This is a genomic window from Pseudomonas sp. PSE14 (assembly GCF_029203285.1).
GTDB lineage: Bacteria > Pseudomonadota > Gammaproteobacteria > Pseudomonadales > Pseudomonadaceae > Pseudomonas.
Genome location: NZ_CP115669.1, coordinates 1,514,407 through 1,531,727, shown reverse-complemented (window position 1 = coordinate 1,531,727; position 17,321 = coordinate 1,514,407). Strand labels below are relative to the sequence as shown.

At 65.9% G+C, this 17,321-nt stretch carries 16 protein-coding genes; 6 read left to right on the top strand and 10 right to left on the bottom strand.

Features of this window, described 5'->3' with window-relative positions:
- Positions 1 to 138: 138 nt before the first annotated feature.
- The 3 genes from O6P39_RS07160 (at position 139) to O6P39_RS07150 (ending at position 2,881) form a co-directional block, all read left to right on the top strand.
- Positions 139 to 1,092 carry an alpha/beta hydrolase gene (locus O6P39_RS07160; protein ID WP_275610695.1) on the top strand — a complete coding sequence of 318 codons (954 nt, stop codon included), beginning with the start codon at positions 139 to 141 and terminating at the stop codon, positions 1,090 to 1,092.
- Entirely contained in the window at positions 1,089 to 1,559 is a 471-nt protein-coding gene (locus O6P39_RS07155) for a MaoC family dehydratase (RefSeq protein ID WP_275610694.1), read from the top strand. Before O6P39_RS07160 ends, O6P39_RS07155 begins: the two co-directional genes overlap by 4 nt.
- 143 nt (positions 1,560 to 1,702) lie before the next feature.
- Positions 1,703 to 2,881, top strand: coding sequence for an MFS transporter (locus tag O6P39_RS07150; RefSeq protein ID WP_275610693.1), 1,179 nt, complete (start codon positions 1,703 to 1,705; stop codon positions 2,879 to 2,881).
- Here O6P39_RS07150 and O6P39_RS07145 read toward each other — a convergent pair.
- The 7 genes from O6P39_RS07145 to O6P39_RS07120 form a co-directional block, all read right to left on the bottom strand.
- Entirely contained in the window at positions 2,862 to 3,719 is an 858-nt protein-coding gene (locus O6P39_RS07145; RefSeq protein WP_275610692.1) for an HlyD family secretion protein, read from the bottom strand. The genes O6P39_RS07150 and O6P39_RS07145 overlap by 20 nt on opposite strands.
- 13 nt (positions 3,720 to 3,732) lie before the next feature.
- Positions 3,733 to 3,942, bottom strand: a complete 210-nt coding sequence (locus O6P39_RS07140; RefSeq protein WP_275610691.1) for a DUF1656 domain-containing protein — start codon at positions 3,940 to 3,942, stop codon at positions 3,733 to 3,735.
- On the bottom strand, positions 3,929 to 5,917 hold the full coding sequence (locus O6P39_RS07135) for an FUSC family protein (protein WP_275610690.1): 1,989 nt from the start codon (positions 5,915 to 5,917) through the stop codon (positions 3,929 to 3,931). The genes O6P39_RS07140 and O6P39_RS07135 overlap by 14 nt, the downstream gene beginning before the upstream one ends.
- Positions 5,918 to 6,099: 182 nt before the next feature.
- Complete coding sequence (gene ccoM, locus O6P39_RS27330) at positions 6,100 to 6,210, bottom strand: cytochrome c oxidase subunit CcoM (protein ID WP_279381559.1); 111 nt, start codon at positions 6,208 to 6,210, stop codon at positions 6,100 to 6,102.
- 216 nt (positions 6,211 to 6,426) lie between these two features.
- Complete coding sequence (locus O6P39_RS07130) at positions 6,427 to 6,588, bottom strand: hypothetical protein (RefSeq protein ID WP_275610689.1); 162 nt, start codon at positions 6,586 to 6,588, stop codon at positions 6,427 to 6,429.
- Positions 6,585 to 7,184: an alpha-ketoglutarate-dependent dioxygenase AlkB gene (locus O6P39_RS07125; RefSeq protein ID WP_275610688.1), complete on the bottom strand. Its 600-nt coding sequence runs from the start codon at positions 7,182 to 7,184 to the stop codon at positions 6,585 to 6,587. Before O6P39_RS07125 ends, O6P39_RS07130 begins: the two co-directional genes overlap by 4 nt.
- Positions 7,185 to 7,235: 51 nt before the next feature.
- The gene (locus O6P39_RS07120) at positions 7,236 to 7,538 is read right to left on the bottom strand and encodes an aspartate-semialdehyde dehydrogenase (RefSeq protein ID WP_275610687.1); all 303 of its coding nucleotides are present in this window, start codon (positions 7,536 to 7,538) and stop codon (positions 7,236 to 7,238) included.
- Positions 7,539 to 7,761: 223 nt separating this feature from the next.
- Between O6P39_RS07120 and rapA the strand changes: the two genes are divergently transcribed.
- Both rapA and O6P39_RS07110 read left to right on the top strand, forming a co-directional pair.
- Positions 7,762 to 10,614, top strand: coding sequence for an RNA polymerase-associated protein RapA (rapA, locus tag O6P39_RS07115; protein ID WP_275610686.1), 2,853 nt, complete (start codon positions 7,762 to 7,764; stop codon positions 10,612 to 10,614).
- Positions 10,615 to 10,933: 319 nt separating this feature from the next.
- The gene (locus O6P39_RS07110) at positions 10,934 to 11,386 is read left to right on the top strand and encodes a universal stress protein (protein WP_275610685.1); all 453 of its coding nucleotides are present in this window, start codon (positions 10,934 to 10,936) and stop codon (positions 11,384 to 11,386) included.
- 70 nt (positions 11,387 to 11,456) lie between these two features.
- Here O6P39_RS07110 and O6P39_RS07105 read toward each other — a convergent pair whose 3' ends face one another.
- Entirely contained in the window at positions 11,457 to 13,115 is a 1,659-nt protein-coding gene (locus O6P39_RS07105; protein ID WP_275610684.1) for a phosphoethanolamine--lipid A transferase, read from the bottom strand.
- Positions 13,116 to 13,414: 299 nt separating this feature from the next.
- Between O6P39_RS07105 and O6P39_RS07100 the strand changes: the two genes are divergently transcribed.
- Positions 13,415 to 15,577, top strand: a complete 2,163-nt coding sequence (locus O6P39_RS07100; protein WP_275610683.1) for a bifunctional diguanylate cyclase/phosphodiesterase — start codon at positions 13,415 to 13,417, stop codon at positions 15,575 to 15,577.
- Here the strand turns inward: O6P39_RS07100 and O6P39_RS07095 are convergent.
- The gene (locus O6P39_RS07095) at positions 15,560 to 16,348 is read right to left on the bottom strand and encodes a TIM barrel protein (RefSeq protein WP_275610682.1); all 789 of its coding nucleotides are present in this window, start codon (positions 16,346 to 16,348) and stop codon (positions 15,560 to 15,562) included. The two genes, O6P39_RS07100 and O6P39_RS07095, sit on opposite strands and share 18 nt — an antisense overlap.
- Positions 16,345 to 17,241 carry an NAD(P)-dependent oxidoreductase gene (locus tag O6P39_RS07090; RefSeq protein WP_275610681.1) on the bottom strand — a complete coding sequence of 299 codons (897 nt, stop codon included), beginning with the start codon at positions 17,239 to 17,241 and terminating at the stop codon, positions 16,345 to 16,347. The genes O6P39_RS07095 and O6P39_RS07090 overlap by 4 nt, the downstream gene beginning before the upstream one ends.
- Positions 17,242 to 17,321 lie beyond the last annotated feature (80 nt).

The following is a 17,321-nucleotide window of genomic DNA, read 5'->3' as shown; positions in this document are numbered from 1 at the left end:
TACAGGAAATGTCCGCGCGCGCAGCTGAGCAAAAATCGCCTGGGCAGACACGCGCAGCGCTGTACACTGCGCAGCGTCGGCGATGATCGCCGTGTCTCACTTGCGCTCGATAATTCGTACAACAATCGGGAAGGACCCATGCCTTACGCTGCCTACTGGCTGACCGCCAGCGACGAGACGCCGCTGTACACCCGCCACTGGGCGCCGGATGGCCCCTCCCGTGGGGCCCTGATGCTCTCCCACGGCATGGCCGAGCACGCCGGCCGCTACGAGCGCCTGGGGCTTGCGCTGAACGCCGCCGGCTACCACCTCTACGCCATCGACCAGCGCGGCCACGGCCGCACTGCCGAGCATGGCGAACTGGGCCACTACGCCGACCACGGCGGCTGGGGCAAGGTGATCGGCGACCTGCATACGCTGAACCAGCACATCAGCGAAGAACACCCGGACCTGCCCATCGTCCTGCTCGGCCACAGCATGGGCAGCTACATCGGCAGCGCCTACCTGATGCAGCACAGCGCCAGCCTGAAGGCGGCGGTACTCTCCGGCTCCAACTACCAGCCGGTGGCGCTGTACAAGAGCGCCCGCGCCATCGCCCGCTTCGAGCGCTGGCGGCAAGGCCCGCTGGGGCGCAGCGCGCTGATCGACTTCCTCTCGTTCGGCTCCTTCAACAAGGCCTTCAAACCGAACCGCACCGCCTTCGACTGGCTCAGCCGCGATCCCGTCGAAGTCGACAAGTACGTCAACGACCCGCTCTGCGGCTTCCGCTGCAGCAACCAGCTGTGGCTGGACCTGCTCGGCGGCCTGGCCGACATCACCCCGCTGGAGCATCTCTCGCGCATTCGCAGCGACCTGCCCGTGCTGGTGATTGGCGGCGAGCGCGACCCGGTCAGCCAGGGCAAGCGCCTGCGCGTTCTCGCCCAGGCGATGACCCGGGCCGGGGTTCGTGACGTCCAACTGAAGATTTATTCCGACGCGCGTCACGAGTTGTTCAATGAGAGCAACCGTAACGAGGTCACCCACAACCTGATCGACTGGCTGGGTGCGCACTGCCCCGTCCGCCAGGCCGAGACCCTCGAGGAGCCCCTATGACCCAGGTCCAGAACGTCCCCTACGAAGAACTCGAAGTCGGCCAGAAAGCCAACTTCAAGCGCAGCGTCGGCGAGCGCGACATCCAGCTGTTCGCAGAAGTCTCCGGCGACCGCAACCCGGTTCACCTGGACGCCGAGTACGCTGCCACCACCCAGTTCAAGGAGCGTATCGCCCACGGCATGCTCACCGGCGCGCTGATCAGCGCGGCAATCGCCACCACCCTGCCGGGCCCTGGCACCATCTACCTCGGCCAGAACCTGACGTTCACCCGTCCGGTGAAACTCGGTGACGAACTGACGGTGGAACTGGAAGTGCTGGAAAAGCTGCCGAAGAACCGCGTGCGCATCGGCACCGTGGTGCTCAACCAGGATGGCAAGGCTGTGGTGAAAGGCGAAGCCGAAGTGCTGGCGCCCGCGGAGAAGCTCAACATCGAACTGCCTGCGCTGCCGCCGATCACCATCGGCTGATACGCACTCCGGGGCCGGCCGTCCGGCCCCGGAAACTTGTATACAGTTTCCGCCTCAACTACCCTTCCCCGTCGTCAGTTCAATCAACTGGGATAACCGAAGGCCTTCCGCCCGAAACCCCATCACCGGGAATCGGAGCCGCCATGGACCTTCGACTGCTGTTGCTATCCCTCTGCACCTTCGCCGCAGGCCTCGCCGAGGCCATCCTCACTGGCATCCTACCCTCGCTCGCCGCCGACCTGGGCGTATCCCTCAGCCTCGCCGGCCAGCTCACCAGCCTGTTCTCCCTGAGTTTCGCCATCGCCGCGCCGCTGCTCGGCTGGCTGACCCGGGGCGCCGATTGCCGGCGCCTGCTGGTGATCACCCTGCTGATCTTCGCCATGTTCAATGCCGGCGCCGCACTGAGCCCCGGCTACCTGTCGCTGCTGCTGATGCGTATCGGCATGGCCGCTTGCTGCGGGCTGCTCATCATGCAGGCCAGCCTGCTGGCGGTGGAACTGGCGCCGCCGGCCCAGCGCGGGCGCGCGATCGGCCTGATCTTCATGGGCATCAGCGGTTCACTGGTGTTCGGCGTGCCGGCTGGCGTACTGGTGAACGAGTGGTTTGGCTGGCGCTGGATCTTCGCCGCCATCGCCCTCTATTCACTGCCACTGGCCGCCCTGCTGCGCCTCGCCCTGCCCCGTCGCACGCTGGGCAGCCCAGCCAATGGCGCGGCGTACAAGCGCCAGCTGCGCAGCCCCTCGCTGAACCTGGCGCAGCTGGTGTCGATCCTGCTGCTGGGCGGGCACTTCACCCTGTTCGCCTACATCACGCCTTGGATCCAGCAGGTCGCCGGGATCACCGACAGCCAGCGCATCGCCCTGGCTCTGCTGCTGATCGGCCTCGCCGCCATCGGGGGCGGTTACCTGGGTGGCTGGTTGAGCGACCGTCTCGGGCATCGCCGTGCGCTGATCGTGGTGCCGGGGCTGTTCGCCCTGGCAATGCTGGCGATTCCGTTGAGCCTCGGGCATCCCTGGCTGTTGCTGATGGCGCTGATGGTCTGGAGCACCATCAGCTGGATGATCTCGCCGGCGGTTCAGAGCTACCTGCTGGCCAGCGACCCGGCCAGCGGCAGTGCCGGGGTGGCGCTGAACACCTCGGCCATGCACCTGGGCGTGGCCCTCGGCGCGGCGCTGGGCGGCGCGGTGATCAGCCTGGCCGGCATCACCTGGACGCCCTGGGTCGGTATCGCACTGGTGGCGGCGTCGGTGCTCTGCGCGACACTATCCTGCTGGCTGCAGCGTGAGCGGGATGACACTCCGTTCAGCGTTCCCTCACCGTGACGCTGGCGGTCATCCCCGCGCTCAGGTGGATGCCTGCGGGCACCTTGTCCAGACGGATGCGCACCGGGATGCGCTGGGCCAAGCGCACCCAGTTGAAGGTCGGTTCGACGTTGGCCAGCAACTGGCTGTCGGGAATCGCGTTGCGGTCGGTGATGCCGCTGCTGATGCTTTCCACGGTGCCATCGATGGCGGTATCGCCGCTCATCAGCACGATCTTCGCCGGCTGGCCGACACGAATGCCGGGCAGCTTGGTCTCCTCGAAGTAGGCGGTAACGTAGAAGGACTTCTGGTCCACCAGCGCCATCGCCGGCTGGCCGGCCTGGGCGTAGTTGCCCTGGGCCAGGCGCAGGTTGGTGACCTGGCCGTCGCGCGGAGCGCGCATTTCGCTGCGGGTCAGGTTCAGTTCGGCCAGGCGCAACTGGGCCAGCGCCTGGTCGTATTCGCTCTTGGCGATGGCGGCGTTGATCTGCGCGGTCTCCTTGTCTTCGGCGCTGATCGCCGCGATGCCCAGGCGATTTCGCCGGGATGCTTCGCTCTGGCGCAACAGGTACTGCTGGTGACGGGTCTCGGCAAGCGCCTTGGCCTGCTCCAGATTGGCGGCGTAGCGCTCGCGGTCGATGCGCATGATCAGGTCGCCGGCCTTCACCTGCTGGTTGTCCTGCACCGCCAGGTCGGTAACCCAGCCGGACACGTCAGGGGCGATCACCACCACGTCGGCACGCACCCGCGCATCGCGGGTCCAGGGCGAGAGCATGTAGTAGCGCCATAGCCAAGTGCCGGCGAGTACGGCGCAGAAGACCAGAATCAGGGTGACGGCTACGCGAAGGAATCCGCGCATTCAACTTCTCCTCTCAAGGGGCCGCGCTCAGTGCCCAGGTGACGCCACAGAGAATCAGCACGAACAACGAGCAATCGAACAGCGCTTCGTGCCAGATCCAGCGGCCGAAGGGCGTGGCCTGCAGCAGCAGGCGCAGCACCACCGTCAGGCCCAGGGCCAGTACCGCGTAGATGAACAACGGGCTGAGGTAGACGCCGCCCCAACCGACCTCATGCAGTCCCATGCTGATCCTCCAATCGGCACCACTGCCGCCAAGTGTGGCGCAATTGCGCCAGGGCGGCGCGGGCCAGGCGATTGGGTTCGTTCTCGCCGTGGAGATCGCGCGCCAGGGCTTCCTCCAGGGGCTCGCAGAGCGCCTCAAGGCGCTGCTCGCGGCCGCTGCCCGGCCCCTGCTCCAGCACGCTGGCGAGCGAGCCGAGGAACTGGTCGCGCGCCTTGCGCAACAGACCGTGGGCATTATTGAGGCAGGCGCGCATATGGATCAGTTCGTTGCCCAGGTCCAGCGCCAGCAGGCCGTCCTGCCAACGCCGCTGCTCCTCTTTCGGCAACAAGGTGTAGTGCCGCGCCAGGCGGATCAGGCGGTCGGCCATGCGTCCGCCGAACCAGTTCTCCGCCTCCTCGATTGGCCGCCGGGTCAGGCGCCCCAGGTCGATACAGGTGGCCTGGATCAGGCGTCGGTTGAGCCAGTCCGCCGGCAGGGTCAACAGGCGGAACACCACAACCGCGAAGCCCACACCGATGACCACGCCCTGGGCGGAATTGAGCAGGGACGCCAGGTCGTAGCGCATCACATTGCTCGGCGCCACCAGGGTGATGAAATGGATCGAGAATGAGGTGGCGGTGCCGGCCAACGCCGGTGTGGCCATGCCCAGCAAGGCGAAGAACAGCGGCACGCCGAGGGCCATGCAGAGCAGCGGGAAACCGTTCCACTGCGGCAGCAGCCACTGGGTGACCACCGCGGCGGCAGGTATCGCGTAAAGAATGCCGCGCAGGAAGCCCAGGCCGATGGCAACGGCATTGTCGCGATTGGCGAACAGGCTGCAGATCACCGCCGCCAGCAACATCCCGCCAGTGGCGGCAGGCCAGGCGGTGGCCATCCAGAAGGCCGACATGCCGAGCAGCGCCAAGGCGCTACGCAGGCCATAAAACAGCGCCATCAACCAGTCGCGGTGCCAGGACAGCGTGCCGGTCGCTCGCTCATCCACCGCCCCCGAGGCGACCGAACGCATGGTGCGCTCGGCGTCCACGGCCTTGCGCAGCAGCAGCGCACAACGGATCAGGCAGTAGCGCAGGTCGTTGGACCGGGTGTCGTCGCTGCCCGCCTGCTCCAAACGCTCGCCCAGCGCCTTCATCGACCCGACCTGTGGGTCCTGCAACACTGCTTGCAGCTCATCGATCCAGGGTTGCAGCCGCGCCTTGTCGCCGTCGTCCAACACGCTGCGCTGGCGGGCCACACCGCGCGCGGTACGCAGCAGACTGAGCAGGTCGCGGGAGAGGATGCGCAGTGCCCGCGACCGCATGCGTCCGCGATAGCCCTCGAACCAGGCGTGATCACGCTGTACGTCCACCTCGACGATCTTGCCCAGCGCCAGCAGCAGGCCCTTGATCTCCCGCGCGTCGGCATCGATCTCACTGCGCGCGGCCTGCATCCCGGTAAGCCAGGTGGCCCGCGCTTGCTTGTCCAGGTTGGCCTCGACCCGGCGCGGCCAGAGGATGGCGCTGACCGCCGAAGCACACAGGATGCCCAGGCAGATTTCCGTGGAGCGTGCCACGGCCTGGTCGAATACCCCCAGCGGATGGCTGATCGCCGGCAGGCCGATGATCGCCACCGTGTAGCCGGAGAGCACGAAGGCATACGACACGTGGTTGCGCAGCGTGGTCGAAGCGGCTGTGCAGAGGCCGAGCCATACCGACACGGCGAGCAGGAACAGCCAGGGAGTCTGGGCGAACAACGCCATGATCACCACGGACATGGCGGTGCCGGCCAGGGTGCCGATCAGGCGGAACAATCCCTTGGCCACCACCATGCCCGACAGCGGTTGGGACACGATGAACACCGTCATCAGTGCCCACTGCGGCTGTTCGAGGTCGAAACGGAAGGCGCACCAGAGCGCCAGGCCGCCGGCCAGGAGCGTCTTGATCGCGAATTTCAGCGCCAGCGTATCCGGCGCGAGGAATGCCTGTAGCGTAGGTCGCACGCGGTCTCTCGAAAGGCGTCGGGTCTATCGCCTAAAGATAGTCGGCTACGGGGACGACAACATCGTTGCCAGACACATTATTAGCAAGCTAACAATATAGCATCCCGACTTTCGCGCAAGCAAAAAAAACGGGCGACCTAAGTCGCCCGAAGTGCCTTGCGTGCTCTGTATATCTGTAAGGATCAGCTCTTCTTGTGGCTGTCCTTCCAGATGAAAATTCCGATCCCGCCGAAGAACACGACCATCAGTCCTACGGTAACGATGCCTGCGAGAACCACTTCGTCGATGAACATGATGCTGGCCTCCTGTTTGCCTACATCGTCTGGGGATGTGTGCAGATTACCGGCGGCCGGGCGGGACAAATTGACCTGGATCAATGGTCGACAAGGCGCTTTCCGGCGAGGGCCGGAGCACTGACGCAGGTCAAGTTACAGGAGGGGGCGGGTGCGGCGGGAAGCCGCGCAGGGCGGCACTTTGGCGGAAAAAGGAGCAGTCAGCGCCGGGAAAAATCAGCGCTTCTTCGGCTTGCTCTTGCCCTTCTTGCGCGACTTGCCCAGCGGCAGCGCGTTCTCGAAGGCCTGACGCACGTCCTGCAGGCGTTTTTCATGCACGTCGTGGATGCGCTTGTCGCGCTCGGAGGCGAAGTCGATCAGTTTGTCGTCGTTGCTCATGGCAGGGCATGCACCAGGCGGAAAGTCAGATTCAGGCGCGGTGCGACCGGACGGCGCGTCTTGGCGACCTGATGTTGCCAATAATGCTGCGTTGCGCCGGACATGACCAGCAGCGAACCGCCGGACAGCTCGATGGAATGTTCGATTGTGTTACGACCCTTGCGCCGCAGGTCGAAGCGCCGCGCTCCGCCGAGGTTCAACGAGGCCACCACCGGGTTGCGCCCCAGCTCCGGTTCATCGTCGCTGTGCCAGCCCATGGAGTCCTGGCCATCCCGGTAGTAGTTGAGCAGCACGCCATTGAAGCGCTGCCCGGCCGCCGACTCGACCCGCGCGCGGATCTGCGCCAGCAGTGGCGTCCACGGCAACGGTGCGTGGGTCAGGCCGGAGTAGGTATAGAAAGCCTCAGGGTCGCCGTACCAGGCAACCAGTCGCGGCACCGGGTAGTCGCGCCCGTGCAGATGCACGCTGGGCTGGTCCCAGGGCGTCTGGGCGACCAGTTGTTCGAACCAGTGCTCCGCCAGCGACGGCGGACACCAGTCGCTCAGCAGACGCAGTTCGGCATCAGGCAATTGGATGGGGGCATCGTCGAACAGCATGCGGGACTCGGCGCAATCAGGTGTTGATCCAGCTTACTCCGGGCCGGACCGTCAGATCTCGATATCGATCCACCGGCCCTTGCGCAGGGTGTCCTGCGCCTCGCCCAGCTCCTCGACCTGCTCCAACTCTTCCAGGGCCTCGCCCTCCGGAGTGCCGTCGCTGGCCTGGCGGCGTTTGCGACGGCGCTGATATTCCTCTTCCAGCACCTCTTCATCCGGTCGGCGCTCCAGCCCCACGCCGGCGTTGCCCGCGCTGGGCGCAGGCGGGCTCACCGGGGCGACATCCGGTCGCGGCCTGGGCACGTCCTGCTGGGCGGTGACCGGTGTCAGACTATGGGGAATGGGCAGCAGCATAAGGAAAGGTCCCGTCGGAATTCCTCTGGTCAGGCTATCGGCCGGTCCACTACAGACTTGAGTCCGGCTCGCTACACTTTCGTCATTTGCGGCAACTCCAGCGGGAGTCTTCGACGCCTAGCGCCCTCCTCCCGGCAGGCCCGACCGTTCGGACGACCGGAACCGTCATCGGCCATCGCTGAATGCCGCGCGTTCCGGTACCATAGCCGGCTTTTTTTGGGAGGTGTCCATGGCGCAGTATCAACCCGGCCAACGCTGGATCAGCGACAGTGAAGCGGAACTTGGGCTCGGGACCATCCTGGCGCTCGACGGACGCCTGCTCACGGTGCTCTATCCGGCCACCGGTGATACCCGCCAGTACGCCGAACGCAATGCGCCGCTGACCCGCGTGCGCTTCGCCCCGGGCGACGAGATCACCCATTTCGAAGGCTGGAAGATGACCGTCCGCGAAGTGGACGAGATCGACGGCCTGCTGATCTACCACGGCATCACCGCGCAGAACGACCAGCGCACCGTGCCGGAAACCCAGCTGTCGAACTTCATCCAGTTCCGCCTGGCCAGTGATCGCCTGTTCGCCGGGCAGATCGACCCGATGTCCTGGTTCGGCCTGCGCTACCACACCCTGGAACACCGCAGCCGCCTGCTGCAATCCTCGCTCTGGGGCCTGGGTGGCGCCCGTGCGCAACCCATCGCCCACCAGCTGCACATCGCTCGTGAAGTCGCCGACCGCATGGCGCCGCGCGTCCTGCTGGCCGACGAAGTGGGCCTGGGCAAGACCATCGAGGCGGGTCTGGTGATCCACCGCCAGTTGCTCTCCGGCCGCGCCAACCGCGTGCTGATCCTGGTGCCGGAAAACCTCCAGCACCAGTGGCTGGTGGAAATGCGCCGGCGCTTCAACCTGGAAGTCGCCCTGTTCGACCGCGAGCGCTTCGTCGAGAGCGATGCCAGCAACCCCTTCGAAGACACCCAGCTGGCCCTGGTGGCGCTGGAGTGGCTGCGTGAGGACGAGCGCGCCCAGGACGCCGCCTTCGCCGCTGGCTGGGACCTGCTGGTCGTCGACGAAGCCCACCACCTCGTGTGGCACCCGGAACAGGCCAGCCCCGAATACCAACTGGTGGAACAACTGTCGCAGGTCATCCCCGGCGTGCTGCTGCTCACCGCGACCCCGGAACAGCTGGGCCTGGACAGCCACTTCGCCCGCCTGCGCCTACTCGATCCGGATCGCTTCCACGACCTGGAAGCCTTCCGCGCCGAGAGCAGCCAGTACCGCCCGGTCGCCGAGGCAGTGCAGGAACTGATCGACCAAGGCCGTCTGTCCCCCAGCGCCCGCGAGGCCATCCACGGCTTCCTCGGCAGCGAGGGCGACGACCTGCTGGCCAGCGTCGAGGGCGGTAATGAAGAGGCCCGCTCCCGCCTGGTGCGCGAGCTGCTCGATCGCCACGGCACCGGCCGTGTGCTGTTCCGCAACACCCGCGCTGCAGTGCAAGGCTTCCCCGAGCGCCAGCTGCATCCCTATGCCCTGGCCAACCCGGTGGAATACATGGAGCTGCCGATCGGCGAGCACCCGGACCTGTACCCGGAAGTCAGCTTCCAGGCCCAGGTCGAGGACGGCGACGAGAACGCCCGCTGGTGGCGCTTCGACCCGCGCGTCGAGTGGCTGATCGACACTCTGAAAATGCTCAAGCAGTACAAGGTGCTGGTGATCTGCGCCCACGCCGAGACCGCGCTGGACCTGGAAGACGCGCTGCGCCTGAAGTCCGGCATCCCGGCCACGGTGTTCCACGAAGGCATGAGCATCCTCGAACGCGACCGCGCCGCCGCCTACTTCGCCGACGAAGAATTCGGCGCCCAGGTGCTGGTCTGCTCGGAAATCGGCAGCGAAGGCCGCAACTTCCAGTTCGCCCATCACCTGGTGCTGTTCGACCTGCCGGCCCACCCGGATCAGCTGGAACAGCGCATTGGCCGCCTTGACCGGATCGGCCAGAAGCACACCATCCAGATCCATGTGCCGCACCTGGAGAACAGCCCGCAGGAACGCCTGTTCCAGTGGTACCACCAGGCGCTGAACGCCTTCCTCAACACCTGCCCCACCGGCAACGCCCTGCAGCACCGCTTCGGCCCGCGCCTGGTGGAACTGCTGGACGGCGGCGACGACGAGGCCTTCGCCACCCTGCTCACCGAAGGCAAGGCTGCCCGCGAAGCCCTGGAAGCCGAGATGCACAGCGGCCGCGACCGCCTGCTGGAGCTGAACTCCGGCGGCGCCGGGGAAGGCGAGGCGCTGGTGGAGGAGATCGAGGAACAGGACGACCAGTTCGCCCTGCCGATCTACATGGAGCGCCTGTTCGACACCTACGGCATCCACAGCGAGGACCACTCGGAGAACGCGCTGATCCTGCGCCCGAGCGAGAAGATGCTCGACGCCAGCTTCCCGCTGGGCGACGACGAAGGCGTGACCATCACCTACGATCGCGCCCAGGCCCTGGCCCGCGAGGACATGCAGTTCCTCACCTGGGAACACCCCATGGTGCAGGGCGGCATGGACCTGGTGCTGTCCGGCTCGCTGGGCAACACCTCGGTGGCGCTGATCAAGAACAAGGCACTCAAGCCGGGCACCGTGCTGCTGGAGCTGCTGTTCGTCAGCGAGGCCGTGGCGCCGCGCAAATTGCAGCTCGGCCGCTTCCTGCCACCGGTGGCGCTGCGCTGCCTGATGGACGCCAACGGCAACGACCTGTCCGCCCGCGTGTCCTTCGAAACCCTCAACGACCAGCTGGAAAGCGTGCCGCGCGCCAGTGCCAACAAGTTCGTGCAGGCCCAGCGCGACGTGCTGGCCAAGCAGTTCGCCCTGGCCGAGACCAAGATCACCCCGCGCCATGCCGAGCGCGTGGAGCAGGCTCGCCAGCAGCTGACCGCCACCCTGGACGAAGAACTGGCCCGCCTGACCGCGCTCAAGGCCGTCAACCCGAGCGTGCGCGACAGCGAACTGGAAGCCCTGCGCAAGCAACGTGACGACAGCCTGGCGATGCTGGACAAGGCGTCGCTGCGCCTGGAGGCGATCCGCGTGCTGGTCGCTGGCTAAGCCAGACAGCGCGTCATGAAAAAGCCGCCACGGGGCAACCGGTGGCGGCTTTTTTCTAGGGGTTCTGTTCGCGGTTACACCGAGGCCCTCTCCCGCGCCAAGGCGGGTCTCGGAGGCCCTGGGGTCAAGGTCAAACGGCGTATAACGTCGAACGTTATACGCCCTACGCTCGCGGCAACTCCCGATGCCGAAACACTCCGTTACACCGCTCTATTCCAGGCACTTTCGGACACACCGACTACCATTGACGCTGCGCAAGGGAATCTCGCCCTCGGAGGGATAGAGTTTTCTTACCAAGCCACTCATTGAGGAACACATCATGTACGAGCGCATTCTGGTAGCGGTGGACGGCAGTCCGGTTTCCGACCGTGCCCTGGTCGAAGCGGCCAAGCTGGCCAAGCTGAGCGGAGGCGAGCTGCGCGTCATCACCATCGTCGACAGCCCGTTGCGGCACCTGCCCGACTACGCCGTGTACTACAACCCCGAGCCGCTGCGCGAAGCTGCACTGAAGGCCGCCGACGACATCCTGGCCAAGGCCAAGGAGCACGTCGCCGATTTCCCGGTCAAGGCCGTGTTCGAGCGGGTCTGCCAGGAACGCGCCAGCGAGGAGATCGCCGAGCGCATCGAGATCGAAGCCGACGCCTCCAAGGCGGATGTGATCGTCATGGGCACCCACGGCCGTCGTGGCGTGCGCCGCCTGATGCTGGGCAGCGTGGCCGAGGGCCTGATCCGCGTCAGCAACCGTCCGGTGCTGCTGGTGCGCGACAAGTAACTCCAGCCCTGAAAAACACAAAGGCCCTGCGGCGCTCGCCGCAGGGCCTTTCTTTTTGCCTCGCCCCCGCTTACTGGGCGGCGGTCATGTTGCGCCGGCAGGAATGGAAGATGTCCAGGTCCGGCTGGTAGAGACTGGTGCGCACTTCATACAGGCCAAGCACCGAGTGGAACAGGTTGTCGTGGCTCAGCTCGTCGGCCTTGGCCTTGGTCTCCAGGCAGCCGCGATCGATGCCTAGATCGCCCAGCGCGCCATTGCCGAACCACATCACCATTGGCACATGGGTCTGCGCCTTCGGCGCGATGGCATAGGGCGCGGCGTGCAGGTAGACGCCGTTCTCGCCCAGCGACTCGCCATGGTCGGAGACGTAGAGCATCGAGGTGTCGAAGCGGCCTTCGTTGCGCTTGAGCAGTTCCACCACCTTGGACAGGAAGAAGTCGGTGTAGAGGATGGTGTTGTCATAGACGTTCACCAGCTCCTCGCTGCTGCAGCTACCCAGCTGGTTGGTGTGGCATACCGGCTTGAAGCGCTCCAGGGACTTCGGATAGCGGTCGTAGTACTCCGGACCATGGCTGCCGTCGGCGTGCAGCACGATGATGGCGTTGTCCTTCAGGCCGTCGATGTAGGCCTGCAGATCCTGCAGCAGGGCTTCGTCCAGGCAGTTCTTGCCATCGCAGAACGGGCCGGGCTGGGTCTTGGGAATGTCGCGGTTCGGCACGCGCAGGCAGGTACCCTTGCAGTCGCTGTTGTTGTCCAGCCAGAGCACGGACACACCCACGCGCTGAAGAATATCGAGCAGTCCCTGGTAGGTCTTGCCCTTCTTGTCGCTGTAGTCCTCGCGGGGGAACTTGGAGAACATGCAGGGTACCGACACGGCGGTAGAGGTGCCGCAGGAGCTGACGTTGGCGAAGTTGATGATGTCGAGCTTGGCCAGCTCCGGGTTGGTCTCGCGGGCATAGCCATTGAGGGAGAAATGGTCGGCGCGAGCAGTCTCACCGACCACGAAGATCATCAGCGACTTCTTGCCATCGGCGCGCACCCGCTGGGCCTGCACGGCATCCTCGCCGATCGGCTGCACCACCAGGTTCTCCTTGATGCCCAGGCGCTGCTTGGTGTACTTGCCCACCGCGTAGATGTAGTTGGTCGGGTTGATGAAGTGGGTCAGCTTGTCTTCCTGGCGGAACACCGGTGCATAGGTGGAATAGAAGCTGCCCACGGAGACCGCCACCACCGCCACACAAGCGACGATCACCAGGACCTTGTTGAGCAGGCCGCGGAAGAACGGGCGATAGCTCACCGGGGTCAGCCAGATGATTGCCGCCGGCAGGACGCCCAGCACCAGCAGGTAGCCGACCATCCGCGCACTGAACAGGGCCGCGGCTTCGCCCGGGTTGGTCTCGAACACGTTCTGCACCATCACCGTGTCGATGACCACGCCATAGGTGTTCATGAAGTAGGCCGCACCGGCGGAAACCAGCGCCACCAGGGTCAGCGCCGGCTTGAGCAGCGGACGGAACGACACCAGCGTCAGCAGCAGGGTGAAGGCTGCCCAGAGGAAGAACGCGAAGGAGAGGAAGAACCCGGCGCCTTTCACACCCTCCAGCGGTACCAGGCTGTTCAGCGCCTTCCAGGTCGCGACGTTGTAGAACAGCACCAAGGCCAGGGAAAACAGGAGGACCAGCCGTGTGGAACTGACCTGCGGGATGAGGCGGCGTTTGCCCTCGGCCATCGAGTGCACTCCTTGAACTGCAAAAGTCGAATTGGAAACGTTGGTTGAGAAGGCCACCCGGCCAGCGGCGACACTCTAGCGGCAAAATAGTCAAAAAAGCGTCAAATCCGCTACATCTGCTGACACATGAACAAGAGTTGAGAGGTGGTTTCCATCGCGCGCTACCGTACGTCGGCAGCGCTCCTTCACTTTGTCGGAATCCCCGGTCACGGCTTGCAGGGTAATGGCCACCCCCTAGACTGACATCAAAGTGATATCGAACCGAATTCGCCCCGTCTCGACACTTGGAGCTCCCAGCTATGGAATGGCAGCAGGACGCCGTACCCGACGCTGTGCTGTTGGAGTGCACCCACAATCCCGGTCTGGTGCTGCTGTCCATCCTCATCGCCTGTGCCGCCAGCTACGTTGCGCTGAGCATCGCCGGCCTGATGCTCCGCTCGCCCCAGCACGCGCGACGCTGGCAGTGGGTGGGCGGCATTTGCCTGGGTAGCGGCATCTGGTCGATGCACTTCGTCGCCATGCTCGCCTTCCGCCCGGCAGTGCCGGTGCACTTCAACAGCGGCCTGACCCTGCTGTCGCTGCTCATCGCCATTGGCACCTCGGTCATCGCAATGCGCCTTCTGATCCGTGCCGGGCTCAGCCCTTTGCAGCACCTGCTGGCCGCCTGCTGCATCGGCGCGAGCATCGCCGGCATGCACTACACCGGGATGGCAGCCATCCAGGCGCCGCCGATGCAACACTACGACCCGTCGCTGGTGGCGCTGTCGGTACTGATCGCGATACTGGTGGCCTACACCGCGCTGGTCCTGACCCCCGTCCTCAACCGGCAGCCTGCGGAACGCCAGTGGATCTACCAGATCCTCGCCAGCCTGCTGCTCGGCGGCGCCATCGCCGGCATGCACTTTACCGGCATGGCGGCGCTGACCCTGACGTTGCCCAGCTGGGTCGTGCCGGTGGCCAATGCGGCCCAGGGCAATGCCATCCAGCTCGGCCTGATGGTCGGCCTGCTGGCCCTGGCGGTGGTGCTCGCCGGGCTCTGGGCCGCCTGGATCGACGAAAGCCTGTCGAGCAAGGAAAGCGAGCTGAACCGGGTCAACACGCTGCTCAGCCAGCTTGACCACGCCAATGCCTCCCTGCAGCAACTGGCCCGCTTCGACGGCCTGACCGGCCTGCACAACCGCACGGCACTGAACGAAGAGTTCGCCCTGCGCCTGGAGCGCAACCGCAAGAAAGGCCAGGGCATGGCGGTGATCCTGCTGGACCTGGACCACTTCAAGCGGGTCAACGACTCCCTCGGCCACGCCGCCGGCGACGAGCTGCTGTGCATCGTCTCCGGACGCATTCGCAGCGCCCTGCGCGGCTCCGACCTGCTGGCCCGCTTCGGTGGCGACGAGTTCTGCATCCTCGCGGACCTTGGCGAGGATCACGAAGCGCGCATCCTTGCCCAGCGCCTGATGCAACGCATGAAGGAACCCATCACCACCGCCGGGCGCAACCTGGTGATGACCCTGAGCGTGGGCATCAGCCTGTTCCCCAACGACGGGGAGCAGGCGGAGGAGCTGCTCAAGCACGCCGACCTTGCCCTGTACCAGTCAAAGGGCAACGGGCGCAACGTCACCCACTTCTTCAGCCCGCACCTCAAGACCAAGGCCACCCAGGAGCTGCAGTTGGAAGAGGAACTGCGCAAGGCGCTGTGGGACGACGAGCTGGTGCTCTATTACCAACCGATCCTGCGCATCGACCATGGCGGAGTGGAGCAACTGGAGGCGCTGGTGCGCTGGAAGCACCCGGTCCACGGCCTGCTGTCACCGGACCGTTTCATCAACCTGGCGGTCGCCAACGGCCTGATCGGCGCGCTGGATGCCTGGGTGCTCCGCCATGCCTGCAAGGACTTGCGCCGCCTGCATGACCTGGGCTTCGGCGACCTGCGGGTGGCAGTGAACTGCTGCGCCAGCAACCTGGGGCGCGACAGTCTGGTGGAAGAAGTGCAGCGCACCCTGGACGACGCCGGCCTGGAGGCCCGCTACCTGGAGCTGGAGGTCACCGAGAATGCGGTGATGGCCAATATCGACCAGGCCGTCCCGCTGCTCAATCGCCTGCGCGAATTGGGCGTGAGCCTGTCGATCGACGATTTCGGCACCGGCTATTCGTCGCTGTCCTACCTGCGACAGCTCCCGCTGGACGCCTTGAAGGTGGACCGCTCCTTCATCTGCGACGTGCCCCAGTCCCAGCGTGACAGCGAGATCGCCCAGGCGATCATCGCCATGGCGCAGAAGCTGCACCTGAAAGTGATCGCCGAAGGCGTCGAGCACCCGCAGCAGCTGGCCTTCCTGCGCGACAACCACTGCGGACTGGCGCAGGGCTACCTGTTCAGTCGCCCCCTGCCCTTCTCCGCGCTGGTGGACTTCCTCGGCGCCTACCACGAGGACGGTGAATCGGCCCTGCTACGCAATCAGGCCTGAACGCCAGCGCGGCAGCCAGCGCAGCGAGTCGGCGGTGGTGCCGGTCGGGCGGTACTCCGCGCCCAGCCAACCATCGTAGCCGACATCGTCGAGCACTTGCAGCGGCACCTCGAAGTCCATTTCGCCGGAGCCCGGCTCGCCGCGTTCGGGGTAGTCGGCGAACTGCACGTGGCCGATCTGGCCCATCAGCGCGTAGATGCAATCCACCAGTTCCAGGCCCATGCGCGCCATGTGATAGAGGTCCAGCTGCGTGCGCAGGTTTTCCCGCGCCACCCGTTCGAGCATGTCCTGCAGGTGCTCCGGGGTGTTGAGCAGGAAGTCTTTCATGTCGTAGCAGTTGATGGCTTCCATCAGCACGTCGGTGCCACTGCCGGCGAACGCATCGCAGGTAGCGCGCAGGCGTTCGGCCAGGGTCTGCAGGGCGACTTCGCGCTCCAGCCCCTCGACCAGACGACCGGCCAGCACGTTCACGTGCTGCGGTTTGACGATGCGCGCGTACTCCAGCGCCTGGGCCAGTGCCGCGTCGAACTCCGCCGCGCGCTCCGGCACGGCGGCCAGACCCGCGCCACCCTGCATCAGGTCACCGACGGGCAGGTTGATCAGCACCAGCGGCAGGCCGGCGGCGTCCAGCGCGGCTTTCAGGTCCTGCGCGGGCACGTCATAAGGGAACTGGATCTCCACGCCGTCGAAACCGGCCTTGGCGGCGGCGTCGATACGCTGCAGCAGCGGGACTTCGGTGAACAACAGGGACAGGTTGGCGCAGAGTTTCATGCTTGAGGTTCCTTCGACTGACGGTATTGCTCGACCAGGGTGGCCGGGTCGCGTTCGAGATTGCCCTGGCTGCCGTGCAGGCGCATCAGTTGCGCGGCAAGGCCGCTCATGGGCGTGGCCGAGCCTTCCTCGCGGGACAGCTTGACGGCGGTATCCAGGTCCTTGAGCAGCGTGCGCACGTGCCACTTCACCGGTTCGAAGCGACTTTCGGCCATCTGCGGGGCGAGGATCTGCAGGGGTTTGGAATCGGCGAAACCACCGGCCAGCGCCGGGGCGATCAGGCTGGCATCGACACCGGACTTCTCCGCCAGCGCCACCACCTCGGCGATCACCAGCGCGTTGCAGGCGACGATCATCTGGTTGCACACCTTGGTCACCTGCCCGGCGCCGACATCCCCCATGCGCGTCAGGCGTTGCCCCAGGTTGGCCAGGATCGGCCGCACGCGCTCGATGTCCTCGACCCGACCGCCGGCCATGATCGCCAGGGTGCCGGCTTCGGCGCCCGGCGTGCCCCCGGACACCGGCGCATCGACCCAGCGCATGCCGGTGCGGGTTTCCAGTTCGGCGGCCATTTCGCGGGTGGCGGCCGGCTCCAGGCTGGAGAAGTCCACCAGCACCTGACCGGCGCGGGCGCTCTCGACGATCCCGCCGGCGCCGAACACCACCTCGCGCACGGCGGCGGTATCGGCCAGGCAGAGCATCACCACCTCGGCCTCGGCGCACAGCTGAGCCGGCGTTTCCACGGCCCGGGCGCCCTCTCCGGCGAGCAGCTCGCGCTTGCCGGCGGAACGGTTCCACACGGTCAGCGGGTAGCCAGCGGCGAGCAGGCGGCGGGACATGGGCACGCCCATCAGGCCGAGGCCGGCGAAGGCGATGGAAGGCAGGGCAGACATCTGTAACTCCTGTGAGGCAAAATAGCGGGCACGGGGGCGACCATCTTAACCCCCGCGAGGCCCAAGGCCGAGCCTGCCGG